The 16,881-nt window shown below is 50.0% G+C and carries 14 protein-coding genes; 9 read left to right on the top strand and 5 right to left on the bottom strand.

Features of this window, described 5'->3' with window-relative positions:
• Window positions 1–46: 46 nt before the first annotated feature.
• Genes ACQ5ES_RS06545 through ACQ5ES_RS06530 form a run of 4 tightly spaced genes read right to left on the bottom strand, consistent with a single transcriptional unit; the run spans window position 47 to window position 4,868 of the window.
• Window positions 47–3,031: a DUF6701 domain-containing protein gene (locus ACQ5ES_RS06545; RefSeq protein WP_445015128.1), complete on the bottom strand. Its 2,985-nt coding sequence runs from the start codon at window positions 3,029–3,031 to the stop codon at window positions 47–49.
• Window positions 3,018–3,479 carry a pilus assembly PilX family protein gene (locus ACQ5ES_RS06540; RefSeq protein WP_445015127.1) on the bottom strand — a complete coding sequence of 154 codons (462 nt, stop codon included), beginning with the start codon at window positions 3,477–3,479 and terminating at the stop codon, window positions 3,018–3,020. The genes ACQ5ES_RS06545 and ACQ5ES_RS06540 overlap by 14 nt, the downstream gene beginning before the upstream one ends.
• The gene (locus ACQ5ES_RS06535) at window positions 3,469–4,308 is read right to left on the bottom strand and encodes a PulJ/GspJ family protein (protein WP_445015126.1); all 840 of its coding nucleotides are present in this window, start codon (window positions 4,306–4,308) and stop codon (window positions 3,469–3,471) included. The genes ACQ5ES_RS06540 and ACQ5ES_RS06535 overlap by 11 nt, the downstream gene beginning before the upstream one ends.
• Window positions 4,308–4,868, bottom strand: a complete 561-nt coding sequence (locus ACQ5ES_RS06530; protein WP_445015125.1) for a type IV pilus modification PilV family protein — start codon at window positions 4,866–4,868, stop codon at window positions 4,308–4,310. The genes ACQ5ES_RS06535 and ACQ5ES_RS06530 overlap by 1 nt, the downstream gene beginning before the upstream one ends.
• A gap of 121 nt (window positions 4,869–4,989) precedes the next feature.
• On the opposite strand from ACQ5ES_RS06530, the gene ACQ5ES_RS06525 reads away from it, so the two are divergent.
• From ACQ5ES_RS06525 to tldD, 9 genes are all read left to right on the top strand, one after another.
• The gene (locus ACQ5ES_RS06525; RefSeq protein WP_445015124.1) at window positions 4,990–5,493 is read left to right on the top strand and encodes a prepilin-type N-terminal cleavage/methylation domain-containing protein; all 504 of its coding nucleotides are present in this window, start codon (window positions 4,990–4,992) and stop codon (window positions 5,491–5,493) included.
• Between the two features lie 174 nt (window positions 5,494–5,667).
• The gene (locus ACQ5ES_RS06520; RefSeq protein ID WP_126763616.1) at window positions 5,668–6,711 is read left to right on the top strand and encodes a rod shape-determining protein; all 1,044 of its coding nucleotides are present in this window, start codon (window positions 5,668–5,670) and stop codon (window positions 6,709–6,711) included.
• A gap of 6 nt (window positions 6,712–6,717) precedes the next feature.
• The gene (gene mreC / locus ACQ5ES_RS06515; protein WP_445015123.1) at window positions 6,718–7,584 is read left to right on the top strand and encodes a rod shape-determining protein MreC; all 867 of its coding nucleotides are present in this window, start codon (window positions 6,718–6,720) and stop codon (window positions 7,582–7,584) included.
• Complete coding sequence (mreD, locus tag ACQ5ES_RS06510; protein ID WP_445015122.1) at window positions 7,574–8,056, top strand: rod shape-determining protein MreD; 483 nt, start codon at window positions 7,574–7,576, stop codon at window positions 8,054–8,056. Before mreC ends, mreD begins: the two co-directional genes overlap by 11 nt.
• A gap of 30 nt (window positions 8,057–8,086) precedes the next feature.
• Window positions 8,087–8,650 (top strand): Maf family protein, encoded by a 564-nt coding sequence (locus ACQ5ES_RS06505; RefSeq protein WP_445015121.1) that lies wholly within the window; start codon window positions 8,087–8,089, stop codon window positions 8,648–8,650.
• A gap of 1 nt (window position 8,651) precedes the next feature.
• Complete coding sequence (gene rng, locus ACQ5ES_RS06500) at window positions 8,652–10,121, top strand: ribonuclease G (protein ID WP_445015120.1); 1,470 nt, start codon at window positions 8,652–8,654, stop codon at window positions 10,119–10,121.
• 14 nt (window positions 10,122–10,135) lie between these two features.
• Window positions 10,136–14,101: a YhdP family protein gene (locus ACQ5ES_RS06495; RefSeq protein ID WP_445015119.1), complete on the top strand. Its 3,966-nt coding sequence runs from the start codon at window positions 10,136–10,138 to the stop codon at window positions 14,099–14,101.
• Window positions 14,019–14,891 carry a carbon-nitrogen hydrolase family protein gene (locus tag ACQ5ES_RS06490; RefSeq protein WP_445015118.1) on the top strand — a complete coding sequence of 291 codons (873 nt, stop codon included), beginning with the start codon at window positions 14,019–14,021 and terminating at the stop codon, window positions 14,889–14,891. Before ACQ5ES_RS06495 ends, ACQ5ES_RS06490 begins: the two co-directional genes overlap by 83 nt.
• Window positions 14,866–16,320, top strand: coding sequence for a metalloprotease TldD (gene tldD, locus ACQ5ES_RS06485; RefSeq protein ID WP_445015117.1), 1,455 nt, complete (start codon window positions 14,866–14,868; stop codon window positions 16,318–16,320). Before ACQ5ES_RS06490 ends, tldD begins: the two co-directional genes overlap by 26 nt.
• Here tldD and yjgA read toward each other — a convergent pair.
• Window positions 16,317–16,829, bottom strand: a complete 513-nt coding sequence (yjgA, locus tag ACQ5ES_RS06480; protein ID WP_445015116.1) for a ribosome biogenesis factor YjgA — start codon at window positions 16,827–16,829, stop codon at window positions 16,317–16,319. The genes tldD and yjgA overlap by 4 nt on opposite strands.
• Between the last annotated feature and the right edge of the window lie 52 nt (window positions 16,830–16,881).

Below are 16,881 nucleotides of genomic sequence, written 5' to 3'. Positions count from 1 at the left end.
ATATAAGTTAAGCAAAAGCTAAAAAAGCGCTCCTAGAGCGCTTTTTTTATTGAGTAAGATCTTTCTCAGTGGTCTTACGCGTATTACCGCGGTATAACCCAAACCCGCCGAACGCTCGTGGGTCGTTGAAGTTGTTACCGTCGGCATCCTGCCACGGGTACTCTAAATAGTCTGGGGCGTTGTATTCAAAGATAAACTCACCTTGTGCTGGAGTACCTGTTGGTGCCTGCCAGAACAGCGGGCTGGTTCCGATGGTACCATCGACAAGGCTGCCGGCTGCGCCGTCCGCAGAGGTGGTGATTGGGTCGATGTAACTAACGATGGCAAGTTCAGTCGGAGCGTATCCAGTGCACTGGTCGAGAGTGTTGGTGGTAAATAAATCACCATTCCAGTACTCAGCGCGCAGTGAGACCGGTAAGTTCTCAGTTTCTGGACCGTAGCTATTATCTACTACTAAACGGCCATACCGAAGCTCGACCGAACCCGTCAACGGTACGGCATCACCACTAAGAGTGACTAATGTCTTAGCACTAGCCGGGAAGTCACGAGCATCCATTTCACTGGCTACCTGCAAACCAACTTCGACTTGCTCAAACGGGCCGTCAGGCTGATCATCGCTGCGCTTACCAAGACTTGCGTCAGTGGTTGAAGTGAGTAGCTGTCCCGCCGTCCAGACCTCCGGTAAGGTCGCTTGCCACCGGGTGGCAAAGGCATCAACGGCTTGGTCTGTTGGTGTGTTGCGCGCCACGGATTGCAGTATCGCAGTGCTCGCATAGTTGGCACCATCGTTATCATAGTTACGTAGCCGTTGGCCATTGAGCGCCTGCGCTTCAACTAAGAAATCCAAGCCCACAGCCGCCTGGCTCATGTAGGTAAATGCCGTGCAACTATTGGTCAGGTTACTGTTTATAAGAGCAAAATGATGTGGGTAAAAGCGGCCTACTGGGCTGGCAGGTCGCTGCAATGCATCGCCGCCACCAAGATAATCATTACCGGGTAGAGCCGCTTGCAAATTCACCGTGCCGGCCTCTAACCAAGTAGCGCCATCGGTTTGATAAGCACCAGCAATGGTAGAGCTGGGTGAAAATGACTGAGTGAGCGCTAATTTACTAGCGTCTGAGTTTACATCGGCCGGTAGTGGATAAGCCATAGATACAAAACCTGCGCTTATTCCTACCGGGCTAACCTCGTTGCCGAAATTGGGCGTCACGTTACCTGCCGCATTACGACTTTGTACCACCATACTAAAGGCTTCACCAGCGGCTACGTAGCCTGGACCTGTGGCTGTGGTTGCGTTCCACAGCTGGTCACTCGCGTCGAGCGCGACGACGGTAAGTGTATGGGGCTTAACAACGTAGTCGTTTAGACTAGTGCCAACCAAGGTCGTGCTGGGATCATTAATGTTGCCAGCTTCGGCAGAAGGCTCAGCAGCAAGATCCAACCGCGCGTGCATTTGTAACAGGCCGACATCGGAATAGTTGTTGGTAAGCGTTGCAGCACCCGAGTTGTCAAACGTTAGATTTACACTGGAGTAATTTACTGCACTGCCAGCATCATTTAGTGCCACGGTACTACCGTTAACGGAGTAGACTTGGCCTGATTGACAGGTCAACGGATTGGTACATTCGACCGCGAGTTCTACTAAGTGATCGCCGCTGACACGCGCTTCGCAGGCTCCGGTTGTAGTATTGGTCTCTACGGCACGCAATACGGTACTAAAATTGACAGCTGCATGCTGACCGGGTATCACGCTTAGGCCATCGGCGGCAGTGATAACCAACCCAGTTGTATTAAAAGTTAAGCTGCAATCTGTCGCAACCGTACCGCTGCTATTTACGCATTGGGTCGTTGCCGCAGGTGCGGGGGAACTCGCCGGTGCTGATAACGTTGCGGTACCCCCAGCGGTCCACCGCAGGCCTGCCACACCACTACCATTTACAAAGTTAAGAGTTGCGCTCTGGCCGCTGGTGCTGGAGACATTACCACCTTGCCAAGTCGGACCGCTTACCCCAGCGTCAAGATCAACGGCGACATTGCCGGAATAGAGCTGCGAGCAGCTTGCATTGGCGCAAGCGAGAACTTCAATCACAGCGCTGTAGCAGCTAACAACTGCTGCGGAGTGACGAATACGTAGATGATGAATACTGGCAGTCGGTTCACAGCCAATTGCCTGGTATACATCGTCCTGCACTTCTGGGCTGTAACTCAAGTTTGTATTTGCGCCAACAGAAACGGTTCCTGGAGTCAAAATGGCGCCTTGGTAATTATTATTGTTACCAAGAGTGACGGAAGTCGATGGATACGGACTATAAATTAAACCATTGAAATTAATTACGGTATTACTCGCCCCCCCTTCATTAAAGTTCCCCAAATTTACGTAAGCGTTATCATAGAGGTAAACCAACATATCGCTCACCGGACCGTTGCTATTTACGTATATATTGTTGTCGCCAATTAGATAATCGCGAACATATAAACGCACTTGACCTTGTGGAACGATGTTGATGTAGGAGTTATTGTCGAGGTTCAGACGTTCAATAAAATAATCACCCGGTGCCAACTCGGCGGTGGAGTTACGACCATTAAAAGTGAGCTCTTCGATGTAATAGGTGCCGCCAGAAAATGAGACTAAAGGCGTAGCATTGCGGCGGGTATCGGTTTCTATGGTGCCGTAGCTACCGGGGGCTATGCCGGTCGCATTAGTTAGATCCGGACCTCCGGTTTGCGCGCTCGGGAAAGTGCTTGGATTAAGTGGTGGAAAGGTTAAATCGACCGTATCGACTTGTCCGTCAGGTGTCGGCGTGTTGCCGGAACCGTCAATCGGATTGCCGTTAATTTCCGAGTTGTTGCCGTAATTAAAACCGGTTTCACCAATGATTCCGTAGTCGAGCAAGTCGCCAAACTGATCACATTGAGTAGGAGATGGGCTGTTTTGCGCATAAGCTGGCTGTGGTACAGACGAAAGCATGAACCATAGAATTGTACTCGTTAGTCCAATAAAACCAGAGCGCATCGACCTATTTAATCGCATCAGCGACCTCCACCAAAATGCGTTTTGAGTAAACCATTGTACCACCTTCGCAACTACCCTCGGCAATGATTCGGATATGTGAACCATTATACGGGTCGCTTAAGTCGAGTTGATTGCAACGTATTTGTGCCGTGCACTGCGTTAATCCGGGCGCGGTATAGTTGTAGTTGCGCACCACCGGAGGGTCGTTTGAAGTGCGTGCTGGGCACACGGAATCATCGAAGTTTGTATCGAGCGGGTAGAGTTCTACCATAATGGCTTGAATGCTACTTGTCGCGGCAAGCTGCGCACGCGTTCCTAATACATCACTGGCGACTGCGCTGGCTGTATCATTCAGTGAGCGTACGAGAGTGAGCCCAACTAAGCTCATCACTAATAATACGAATAAAGCGATAGCAAGGGCTGCACCTTTCTCTCTGGGCTGTGAGTGTGACAAGTTAAGGTACATTAGGAATATAAACCTCATGCGTGATTTCGATAGGTTTTGCTGCTCGCTCAGAAGAGGCCAAGGCGAGAAATAAGCGCACTAAATTGTTGCGTTGTAAGGTAGGTGCAATCGCCTGGAATGGCTGTTGACCTAAACTTAAATCATTGACCACATCAACTGCCATTACCTCTTGGCTGGCTGCAGCTACACTCAGCGTAGTAAAGTCAGGCTGATTACTCAACAAACCATAGTCTGCAAAACGTACCAGCGTTTGGTTTACGGTATCCACACACCAACTTACGGGGTTTGTACCTAAATAAAATGTACGAGATGGACTATCGGTAAAGAAATTAGCGGGTGAAGCAGACAGCGATAAGGTGCTTAAACCTGTTTGTGGTGCGTCATTGCTCACCCCAGTAATTAACTTACGGCGCTGCTGGTTACTGCTGTAAATGTAGCTTGGGTCTGTGGCGTAAACCAATACGTAACTACCTACCATGTCGCCAAGTTGCAAAAAGGGGGTAACAACTACCATTGGGTCGCCCGCTCCGGGGCCAGGCTTAGGTAGTGATAAATAAATATTTGTGCCAATCATTGGCATATACTCGAGACAAGCAGCGTTGCTACGAGAACTGCGTGGTACGGAAGAGCGAATTTCGCGATTGAGTCGTTCGATAGCAAAACGCTGTTCCGCGACAAGCTGGTTGCGCGCATTAACTTGTACAACCATGTCGCTACCTAGACCAAGAAAACCAAAGGAGTAGATGGCCAGCGTGGCGAGTAGCAAAATGACGATGATAACTTCAATAAGTGTAAAGCCGAGGTTGAGGGAAAGACGTGACTTTGGCATCAGAAATTTCCCTTAATAAATGAAAAGACAAAATCCTGCGATTGCGAAGTGGCTAGCGAGACTTGAACCCGTTTAAAGCTGCTGACCCCAGCAACGCAGGTTCCTTGAACATCACTATAACAAACGCTTATTGAGTAGTTAAAACCGCGATAATCGTCTTCCAAATTGGTGCCAAATACGTCAGCAAGACTAGGTTGGCTCAGCTGTAGTTGGTGGTAATCATCGACATCATCAAAGCGATCACGCGTTTCACCGTCAGGACCGAAAGTAGTACTGCAGGCAGGAGCCCCGGATTCCCCGCAGCGCAAAGTGCCGCCACTGTGATCGCTGTTTTCGTCAAACGATTTACCTTGTATCTCTTCAACAAAGGCGTGCGCTAAATTTGCCGCACGAACCTGTAGTACTGGTTCGGCGCTGCGAATAGCCTGAGGAAAAATAAGAGTGGCGATAAGAGAAAAGGCAAAGGCAAGAACCACCACGCCAATGATCAACTCGATCAGTGTAAAACCGGTTTTACCCAGTGACTGCTGGTAATGTTCAGAATGAGTTGAAAGTCGCATTCGCAAGCTCGATAGTGGTTGCACACAGATTAATTTATCGTCAGTTTATCAACAATCTTTAACTTGTTAAGTCAATACTATACTCTTTTTATATATTGTGCATCGCAACCTAGGCGTGGTCATGAACAAATCTGCAAGTGTAAAGAAATGGCAAGGCTTCTCGGTAATCGAGTTAATTGTCGTTATCATCATTCTGGGCATTCTGGCGGTTACCGCAGCGCCGGTATTTTTGGCGGATGATGGCGTTGATGAGCGTTTATTAGAGGTTGAACTCATCAGTGCGTTAAGGTTAAGTCAGGAACGCGCCATGCAAGATGTCCAGCGGCGTTGTTATGGCATGTCGATAACCACTACTGAGATTTCGCCAGTAGAATGCGGAGCTAGTATTGCTTCGGGGCGAACCATTATTATTCCGAATGGTGTAAATTTGACCGTGAGCTCAAGTTTGTCTTCGGCTACGAGTGGTTTCTTATTTAACAGTTGGGGTTGCCCTGTTTCGGCGCAACATACATCTATAGCGGAACCCTGTGGACAAAGTAGTATTGAATTCGCCATTAATGGAACAGCTTTGCGTTACGTTTGTGTTCAGAGCCAGGGCTACATTCGTGCGGGTGCTTGCAGCTAATTTTTTAGAAAGCATGCGATGGTGTAAATCTCTAGTAAAACCATGAAAAAAATATGCAATAATACGCACAAACTAAGGCGAGTCGGCTTGCTCGAAATATCTTCAGTTGCTAAAGTTAGCGCGACTCTCCCACCAACCAGACGAAATTAAAGACCAGTAAAGGGAACACCCCTGATGTTTAAGAAATTGCGCGGAATTTTTTCCAACGATTTGTCCATCGACTTGGGAACAGCAAATACACTTATTTACGTAAAAGACGAAGGTATCGTCTTGAACGAGCCTTCTGTAGTCGCGATTCGTCAAGAACGCTCAGGCGGCCCGAAAAGTGTTGCTGCAGTAGGTCAGGCGGCAAAACAAATGCTGGGGCGTACGCCTGGCAACATTAAAGCTATTCGACCCATGAAAGATGGCGTAATCGCTGACTTTTATGTTACCGAAAAAATGTTGCAGCACTTTATTAAGAAAGTGCATGACAGTCATTATTTTCGTCCAAGCCCACGTGTTTTAGTCTGCGTCCCGTGCGGTTCAACGCAGGTTGAGCGACGCGCGATTCGCGAATCGGCGTTAGGAGCAGGTGCTCGCGAAGTGTATTTGATCGACGAACCCATGGCTGCGGCAATTGGGGCTGGACTGCCAGTATCTGAAGCAACCGGCTCCATGGTGGTTGATATTGGTGGCGGTACCACAGAAGTCGCAATTATCTCGTTAAACGGGGTGGTTTATTCGTCGTCAGTACGTATTGGTGGTGACAAATTCGATGAAGCTATCGTTAATTATATTCGTCGTAACTTTGGCTCGTTAATTGGTGAAGCTACGGCCGAGCGTATCAAGCACGAAATTGGTTCGGCATTCCCAGGCGATGAAGTGCGTGAAATTGAAGTCCGTGGCCGAAATCTTGCTGAAGGTGTGCCGCGCTCTTTCACACTGAACAGCAACGAAATTCTTGAAGCCTTGCAAGAACCTTTAATGGGCATTGTTAGTGCCGTGATGGTCGCGCTAGAGCAATCGCCGCCGGAACTTGCTTCAGATATTTCTGAGCGTGGAATGGTTTTGACTGGTGGTGGCGCGTTGTTGCGTGATCTCGACCGGTTATTGATGGAAGAAACCGGAATTCCGGTAATTATTGCCGATGACCCACTGACTTGTGTTGCCCGCGGTGGCGGTAAAGCCCTTGAAATGATCGATATCCATGGTGGTGATCTGTTTAGTTATGAGTAACCCCGCATGAAGTCGCTGTTCGAACACGGCCCTTCATTACGAACTCGATTGTTGCTGGCGCTAGTTGTTGCTGGCAGCCTGATGTTCCTCGACCACCGGCTGCAGACCATGCAGCCGGTGCGTTCGTTTTTGAGTACCGCAACAGCGCCGGTGCAATATCTGGCGATTCTACCTGAAGAAGTGTTGGATCGGCTGGTTTACCTAGCCACTACGCGATCGGCATTACGGGAAGATAATCAACGGTTACGCGACGAGTTATTAGAACTGCAAATGGCGGTGCAACGACTTAACTTCCTGGAAAATGAAAACGCTCGTCTACGACAATTACTCGGTTCCGATGTGCGTGCTGCCAGCCGGCGCATGGTAGCTGAAGTGGTGGCCGTAGCAACCGACCCCTTTTCGCATCAAGTGGTGATCAATAAAGGTTATGCCAACGGGGTTTACGATGGTCAGCCGGTGCTCGATAACCGCGGCATCGTTGGGCAAATTGTTAGTGTCGGCCGTACCACCGCGAGAGTACTGCTGATTTCCGACCAAAGTCACGCACTGTCGCTGCGTGCCGAACGTAACGATATTCGGGTTATTGCTAAAGGTATCGGCGACCTCAACCGGCTTGAACTCAGCTTCATTCCGCACAGCACTGAGCTGGAAGAAGGCGACGTACTGATGTCGTCTGGCCTGGGAGGAGTTTATCCCGAAGGCTATCCAGTGGCACAAATAACCGCCATTGACCGCGATGAGCGGCTGCAATACGCTAATGTTACTGCAACGCCATTTGCCCAGCTTGATCGAATTCGAACCTTGTTACTGTTATGGCCAGCTGATGCCACTGAAACGCCAGTTTTTGATAACGAGGTGACCGATGTGGATTAAGTCAGGGTTACTACCCTTGTTGCTAACTTACATCATCGCTTTGGTGTTGACCGTTACACCTATCCCGGCGATGTTTGAGCCGTGGCGACCCGATTGGGTGAGTTTAGTTTTGATCTATTGGCTGATCGCAATTCCGCATCGGGTAGGTTTTGGCACGGTACTTGTTATCGGGTTGCTCACCGATATCTTGATGGGCACCACCTTTGGTATTTACGCAACAGCCTTGGTGTTGGTGGCGTATCCGGCATTGCGTCACTTCCAGCGTATTCGGAATTACTCATTAACCCAACAATTAGTGATTGTTGGGGTGCTCATCCTAATTAAGCGAGTGTTGGTCTACGAATTGGAGCATGTATTGAACGATGCTGCATTCAACTGGCCATACTTTTATCCGGTACTGTCATCGGCAGTGATTTGGCCATGGGTGTTTTTAATCATGCGTAAATACCGCCGGCGTTATTTGATTCGCTAATTTTGTTAGGGTAATTACAAGGAATTCGTTATGCAGCTCGTTCTTGCTTCAGGTTCACCGCGTCGTTATGAGCTGTTGCAATTATTGGACCGCCCATTCAGCGTGATTAAACCCGAGGTGCGGGAGCAACAGCGAGACGGCGAAGCGCCGGAAAGCTACGTGGCTCGATTGGCGATAGATAAAGCGTTGGCCGGAGCAAAAGTAAGTGCTGCTGATGCCGCAGTTATCGGCTCCGACACGGTTGTGGTGTGCGATGACAAGGTACTCGAGAAGCCCATCGATAAAAACGATTTTTGTGCAATGATGAAGCAGCTTTCCGGGCGTGACCACCAAGCGTTAACCGCGGTTGCCTTGCACTATAATGGTGCAACAAACGTAAAAGTGGTGTCTACCGTAGTGCACTTTAAGCCGTTGAGTGACACCGAAATAAGTACTTATTGGCAGTCTGGTGAGCCTACCGATAAAGCGGGTGGTTATGGGATCCAAGGGCGCGCAGCGAAATTCGTAACGCATATCGAGGGTAGCTATCTCGCAGTGGTCGGTCTACCGTTATATGAAACTGAGCAATTGATACAAACAGCGGAGCGTAGCTAATATGAGCGCTGAAATTCTGATGAACGTTACCCCGACTGAAACACGGGTGGCGTTAATTGAAAATGGTATCTTGCAAGAAATTCATATTGAACGCCAGGCTAAACGCGGCTTGGTAGGCAACATTTATGTTGGTAAAGTGGCCCGGGTTTTACCCGGGATGCAAGCGGCTTTTGTGGATATAGCTCTAGATAAAGCTGCGTTCTTACACGCTTCAGATATTGTTTCACCGCTATCTGCCGCGGAAGGAGTGACACCGCGACCCGATTTAGCTCCAGACATCGCAACCTTAGTGCGACCCGGGCAGCAAATTTTAGTGCAGGTGGTAAAAGATCCATTAGGTACAAAAGGCGCGCGGTTGACTACAGAAATCACGATTCCATCACGCTATATGGTGTTAATGCCGCAATCTCCACATGTTGGTATTTCACAGCGTATCGAAGATGACAGCGAGCGCGAGCGCTTGAAGAAAGCCGCTCAGCCATACTGCGACGAAGAAAGCGGCTTTATTGTCCGCACCGCAGCGGAAGGCGCCAGTGACGAAGAATTGAAGCGCGATGCGGCATTCCTGCGGCGGCTCTGGGATACCCTAGAAAAACGTCGCAAAGGCATGCGAAAAATTGGTTTGGTTTATGAAGATCTTAATCTGTCCTGCCGCATCTTGCGGGATTTTGTTGGCGACGAGATCGAGCGCATTCGCGTTGACTCTAAAGTTACCTTTGAACTGTTACATGAATTTGTTACCCAATTTATTCCTGACCTAGCCGACGCGCTTGAATACTATGCTGGCGAACGTCCGATTTTCGATATGTTCGATGTCGAAAACGAAGTTCAGCGTGCGCTTGATCGGAAAGTGGAGTTGAAATCAGGTGGCTCTATTATCATCGATCAAACTGAGGCGATGACCACCATTGATATCAACACCGGTGGTTTCGTCGGTCATCGTAACCTGGAAGAAACGATATTTAACACCAATATTGAGGCAACGCAGGCCATAGCCAGACAGCTGCGTTTACGCAATCTAGGTGGCATTATCATCATCGATTTTATCGACATGCAGAATAACGATCATCGGCGGCGCGTGCTGCATAGCCTAGAGCAGGCGCTGGGGAAAGATCGTGCGAAAACCTCGATTAATGGTTTCACCTCGTTAGGTCTGGTTGAGATGACGCGTAAGCGCACGCGGGAAAGCCTCGAGCATGTGCTGTGCTCAGAGTGTCCCGTTTGTGGTGGCCGTGGCAGTATGAAAACCGTTGAGACGGTTTGTTATGAAGTTATGCGTGAAATTGTTCGTGTTAACCGTGCTTACGCAGCTGACCACTTCGTCGTTTATGCTTCTGCCGCCGTTACCGACGCGCTTCTCAATGAAGAATCTCATGCGCTTGCTGAACTCGAAGTTTTTATCGGCAAGCAAGTCAAAATTTCTGTTGAGCCGCTCTACCATCAAGAGCAGTTCGACGTAGTTATGATGTAACCAGCATGTGGCAGATGTCAGCGAAAGTAGCTTACCGAACGTTCCTGTACACGGCAGCAACAGCTTTAGTGTTGTTTGCTGTGATGCTGAGCGTCTTGCGGTACCTACTGCCGCAACTTCCCGATGTCACCACTAACATAGAAGAATTTCTTAGCCAAAACTACGCTGTTGAAGTCACCATTGACGAGTTAGGCGCCGATTGGAATACCGCCGGCCCACAATTGATTTTACGCGATATTGCGGTTAGCCAAATTGACGCTGAAGATGTCCGTCTGCAGCTGAATGAGGCGCGTGTGGTGTTCAATTTCTGGCGTAGCCTGCGCACTTGGTCAGTGCAGTTTGAACAAGTGACCTTAGCGGACTTGCACGTCACCTATGATTTGCGTGACTCATCACTAACAAGCAACATTGGTCTCGGTGACCAATTACCGCGGTTTTTTCTCAATCAACTTGATCACGTTACCATCGAAAATAGTACCTTAGAGTTGGTCAATTTAGTGGGTGTGCGCCGCGCAGTGGTGATTGAACGCCTGAGTTGGAGCAATCAAGGTCGTTCGCACCAAGGTATTGGCAGCTTTCGTATCGATGGTTTAGCGAGCAACGCGCTGGACGTAATGATTGAGGTGGAGGGTAACGATCCTGCCGATTTAGATGGCCAAATTTACGTACAAGCATCGAACCTGGATATCGCTGCATGGCTGCAGCAAAAGGTTGTCGATTCACAGGTCTTGCAAGCTGAATTTAATTTCACCATGTGGCTTAACTTTGCCGCCAGTGACTTCCGCAATGGTACCTTGCAACTGGCGCGTAATGAGTTGCACTGGCAAGTCGGTGAACGTAAACATCAATTGGTTATTCCGAAAGGATTGTTGCGGTTACGACCACAAGAAAACGGGTGGCTGGTAAATAACAATCCGATTACTTTTGTGCAAGATAGCATGACTTGGACCTTACCCACGGTAAGTTGGCTGCAAACCCCGGAGTTATATGCTTTAAGTGTCGAAGATGTACCCATGGCACCGTTTTTTCAACTTGCCAGCTTGGCTGGCGCCAAAGGTCAGTTATTTGCCGATGCGATGAAACAAGGCGAGCTTGCTGGACGGGTTGCCTTCCGCTTGCAACATCAAATTCAAAGTTCTCCGCAGTGGCAGATCAGCGCGCAGGATGTGGCGTGGCAGCAGACCAACGGTGTCCCTGGTCTCGAGCAGATAGAACTCGACGCTATCGGTATAGGATCAGCAGCGCGTTGGTCGGTTCAGGGAACACAGGTCAGCATAAACAGCGAGTTATTAAGTGATAGTAAGCCATGGCGCTTGCAGGAGCTTCGTCTCGCAGGAGACTTCTCCTGGCAAAAAGGGGCCTGGGATCTACGTATCGACGGCGATAGTCGTGCAGATTTGGAAGGGCTGCCATTAGCGTTGCGGGCACGGATTCGTCAGGGCGAAAACCTGGATATTGCGGCACGAATCAATGATACCAGCGCGGCGCCAATTCCCGCGGAGGTATTACGGCGTTATTTACCCAACGCTATGGGCGGGCAATTATATGATTACTTACAGACATCGCTTATTGCCGGTGACGCTGACGATCTGGCAATGGTGTGGCGCGGCTCGGCGGCAGACTTCCCTTATCAAGGAGGAGCGGGAGTATTCCAGGCACAAGCGAACCTGCGGAATTTAGTCTATCGCTTTCAACGCGGCTGGCCAGCCGTAACCGATGCCACATTACATCTAAATTTTGCTAACGAACGTATGCATATCGTCACCACCGAAGCTAAACTCGGCGAGATTAATTTAACGCGGGTGGATTCTGTTATCCCCAACCTTCTTGCCACGCCAGCGACGTTGCTGATCACCAGCGGGATTGCTGGTGACGCTGCCGGCTTACAGCCGATTTTTGCTGCTAGTTCTATGGCGTCGAGTCTCGGTACTACGTTCACACAATTACAGTTGAGTGGTCCCATCAAAGGTGAATTAAAACTAACAGTACCGCTTAATAACTCTGATGAGGTGATCGCTGAAGGTGTTACAGAGTTGCTTGGAAACGAACTTTTTGTGAGTAGTCTTAAGCAGCAGTTTTCTGATGTGCAGGGCAAGGTGCGTTTTCGCAATGATGTGATTCAAAGTGAGCAACTCAACTTTACCTGGCAACAGTTGCCGATAGTTGCCGAGTTAGATGCCAGCGCCCGTGCGGATGATTATCATGTGCAGATTAATACGCGTGGTGATTGGTCGATGGCACAGTTAAATGAGCGCGTGCCCCGGACGGGGCAATTAGCCCGTGGGGACTTTGTTTGGCATGGCAAGCTAGCCTTATCGCTCCCAGACGCTGGTGGTTATTCGTTTCACTGGCAACAGCAATCTGATCTAAACCAGCTTGCTTTGCACTTTCCTGCTCCGCTGGGAACCTCTGTGGGGCAAACGTTACCCTGGCAGCTACAAGTTTCAGGCGGTCCAGAGAGTCTTCTAATTAACAGTAGTTTAGGTGATGACAGTTTGATGGAGCTGCAATACAACGGCGATGCTAGCGAACTGCAGCAGGGCTATGCGCGCATCGGTGATACAGTACGGCAAGCACCGAATCCAGATTTGCTTGGGTTGAATCCCCGCTTTCCGTTAGAAGTCGGGCTTACTAAGATGGATGCGGGTACGTGGTTACGGCAATTAGCGACGGCCACCCAATGGTTTGCGGATGCGCGCGCAGGTTCAGAGGTTCCCGTGAGTGCGTCGGCACTGACTTTTGCTGCGCCGATACCGGATTTGATTGAGCTGCGTGCAGAGCGGCTGATGCTTGGCGGACATGAGTTGACCGATAACGCTGTGGTCGCATGGCGCCAAGAGGAGCCTACAGAAGAGTCAATTCTTACCTCCTGGCGCTATCGCTGGCGTGCAGATCAAGCTGTTGTCGCGGGAGTTTTCTGGCCTGAACATGACGAACAACGGACGCGTTTAGAGATCGATGCGGACTATCTCGAGCTCGGTATGCCACCCTCGGCAGAGCAGCAACTGGTAGCAGAGGTCGAACAAGCACAAGATTACAACTTGTGGCCCACCATCGAATTCAACTGTAAACGCTGCCAATACGGAACCTATCCACTGGGTGAAGTCGCTTTTCGGCTGCAACCCAGTAGCAAAGTGTTGCGGTTCGAAACTATAGAAGTTAGTAGGGGTGAGCATCAACTGTCGGCGAGGCTTGATTGGCAGGTTGCAACCGAAACTAGTGATGCAGAGACACGATTTGAAGGCACTTTTAACAGTGGCGACCTTGGAGTGTTTTTAAATGAGTACAACATCACCTCAATTATTCAGGATAGCCCGGCAGATTTTGACTTTCAGCTTGCCTGGCAGGGTAGTCCAGAAGAGTTTGACGTGGCGAGCCTGAATGGCGAAATGGATTGGCAATTAGGGCAAGGTTACTTAAACGATGTTAGTGATGGTGGCGCGCGGCTGTTTTCGCTATTAAGTCTGGAAGGGATTTTACGTAAGCTGCGTTTTGATTTCCGTGATATTTTTGCAAACGGCCTTTTCTTTACGGAGTTTGCGGGGCGTTTCGATATTGAAAATGGCGTGGTTACCACGCGCAATGCTAAGATGAATGGCTCCGCAGGCGATATGGAGATCAGCGGCACGAGCAACCTGGTTACCGAAACGATTGATTATCAGTTATTTTATGTACCGAAAGTTACATCAAGCCTGCCGGTCATCCTGGCATGGATGGTCAACCCACCATCGGGTTTAGCGGCATTATTGATTGACCGAATGTTGCAAGATGCCCAAGTAATTAGCCGTCTTGAATATAAAATTACAGGCACTATTGATGAGCCGGTAGTTGAAGAGGTTTCACGGGCTAGCCGTGAAGTCACCATTCCCGTTGAAGACTTACCGCAGGAGGAAAGCAATGACAGCAACCAAGACAGTGCAACTGACAGCGGTACAAATGACCAGCCTGCCAACTCCCAGGGACAACCTGCAAATAATTGAGCAGCTGCTCGGGCAATTGCCGGCAACGCGTCCCCAGCTGGTGGTTTTGCCCGAGGCGTGTCTATGTTTCGGCGCGGGGGATAAGCGACAACGCGAGTTGGCAGAAATTTTCGCTGAAGGAGAGCTACAGCAGCGACTCAGTGACCTCGCCAAATTACATAACATCTATTTAGTCGCTGGCACCGTACCTATTATTGACGGTCCGGAAGATGAGAAATTTTCTGCCGCGTCGCTGGTATATGGACCCAATGGCAATTGCCTGGCGCGCTACAACAAGATTCACTTATTTGATGTGGATGTTGCCGATAATACCAAACAATACCGTGAATCTAAGTGGACCGAAATGGGTCGTGAAGTGGTTACCGTGGCGACGGAATTTGGCGTGCTAGGTTTGGCGGTATGCTATGATGTACGCTTCCCGGAACTGTTCCGGGCATTGCGTTCTGCAGGAGCTGAGGTGATTGCCTTACCTTCCGCCTTTACTAAAGTTACCGGTGCAGCGCATTGGGATGTGTTAACTCGAGCGCGGGCGATTGAGCAACAATGCGCCCTGGTTGCAGGCGCTCAGGTAGGTACCCATGCAAACGGTCGTGAAACCCACGGGCATGCCTTAGTCATTGATGGCTGGGGCAAAGTGCTTAGTGCTTGCGATGGACAGCAGAGTCCATGTTTAAGCAGCGCTAGCGTCGATTTAAAGAAGCTCGACAAGATTCGAACAAATATTCCTGTGGCAAAACACTTTGCCAGTAGTAAGAAGGTCATACATGAGTCATCACAATCAGGTCATTGAACATCTACTGACCGCCAATAATCTCGACGTTGACGCGCTGCATAAGCGCTTAACGAAGCTCTATAGCGGCGTTATCGATTACGCGGATATTTACTTACAGCACAGCACCAATGAGTCCTGGGTGCTAGAAGACGGCATCGTAAAGTCCGGTAGCTTCCATATCGAGAGCGGTCTTGGCGTGCGTGCTTTACACCAGGAAAAAACCGGTTTCGCGTATGCGGATGAAATAACCGCGGCATCGTTACAGAGTGCGGCTGATGCTGCACGAGGTATTGCTGGCGCAGGGCAAGCGAAGCAGGTACAGATTCCAACTAGAGTTGAGAATACCTCGCGGTATCAACCTAACAATCCTTTAGCCAGTCTCGACGAAGCCGCTAAGATAGATCTGCTGCGGGAAATGGACGCTTACGCACGTTCACTCGATCCGCGCATTACCGAAGTGATAGCCAGCGTAAGCGGTAGCTACGATGAAATTCTGGTGCTCGCCACGGATGGTACATTGGCAACCGATATACGGCCGTTAGTGCGGGTAAATTGCACCGTACTTGCCGAACAAGATGGGCGCCGCGAGCGCGGCAGTGCCGGTGGTGGTGCCCGCGTCGATTATCAGTATTTTTTTGCGGCCGAAGCCAATGACGCGTTACCGCGCTGGCAGACCTACGCAAAGGAGGCGGTCCGACAGGCCTTGGTTAATCTGGATGCTCGTCCGGTTCCGGCAGGCACAATGCCGGTTGTTCTTGGTGCGGGCTGGCCGGGAGTGTTACTACATGAAGCTGTAGGCCACGGACTAGAGGGTGACTTTAATCGTAAAGGTGCATCGGCTTACTCCGGCAAAATGGGCGAGTTAGTGGCCTCCGAGCTATGCACCATCGTTGATGACGGTACTCTGGCAAATCGCCGTGGCTCATTGAGTGTCGACGATGAAGGAACGCCAGCGCGCAGCAACGTACTGATTGAGAAAGGTCGGCTGGTTGGTTACATGCAAGACAAAATGAATGCACGTTTGATGGGCGTTGCGCCAACGGGCAATGGTCGGCGTGAATCCTATGCGCACTTGCCGATGCCGCGCATGACCAATACCTACATGCTGGGTGGTGATTCCGCACCGGCAGATATTATCAGCAGTGTTAAGCGTGGTATTTATGCACCGCAATTCGCCGGTGGGCAGGTTGATATTACCTCGGGCAAGTTTGTCTTTTCAGCTTCCGAAGCCTATTTGATCGAAGACGGTAAAATTACTGCGCCGTTGAAGGGTGCCACCTTAATCGGTAACGGACCTGACGCCATGCGCCAGGTGTCAATGGTTGGTAATGATCTGGCATTGGATACCGGTGTTGGTGTTTGTGGTAAAGATGGACAAAGTGTGCCGGTCGGCGTCGGGCAGCCGACGTTAAAACTGGATGCCCTGACTGTCGGTGGCACCGATTAAACGGCAGCCACCTCACGTAAGTATTTGAACAGCTCGCGCGCCGCTGCTGGCGACTTGCCTTGCTGTTGTTGTTTTTGCGCCTGGCGGTAAAGCTGCCGCAATTTTTGCCGATCCGCAAGTGGATGGTCGGTCAAGAATTCTTGGATGGCACTATCACCGTCCGCTAATATTGCGTCGCGGTATTTTTCGAGCTGATGAAATAATGCATTTTGCTCATGATGCACATGCTCGATTTCGTGCAGCGCTTGCTCAATCGGCGCGGTGTCCCGATGGCGCATCATTTTACCAATGTGCTGCAGTTGTCGACGAAAACCTTCGCGTTTATTGCGAATGCGCTGCGCTAAGAAAATAGCGGCGAGTAACTCTTCGTCGAGTGGCATTTTGTCGAGTTTACCGACAGAAAGATCGACAAGTTTTCTGCCGAGATCTTGCTGCGCTTCTGCATCACGTTTGAGTTGTGATTTACTGACGAAATCGTCGTCTTGGTCGTGGTCTTGGCTATCGTGCATGGTTTTCCCTCTGTGCAATAGCGTTATTTTAACAGGCTAGTGAGCAAGCAAC

This window comes from Pseudidiomarina xizangensis, from assembly GCF_052541995.1.
This window is presented reverse-complemented; position numbering and strand designations above follow the sequence as displayed.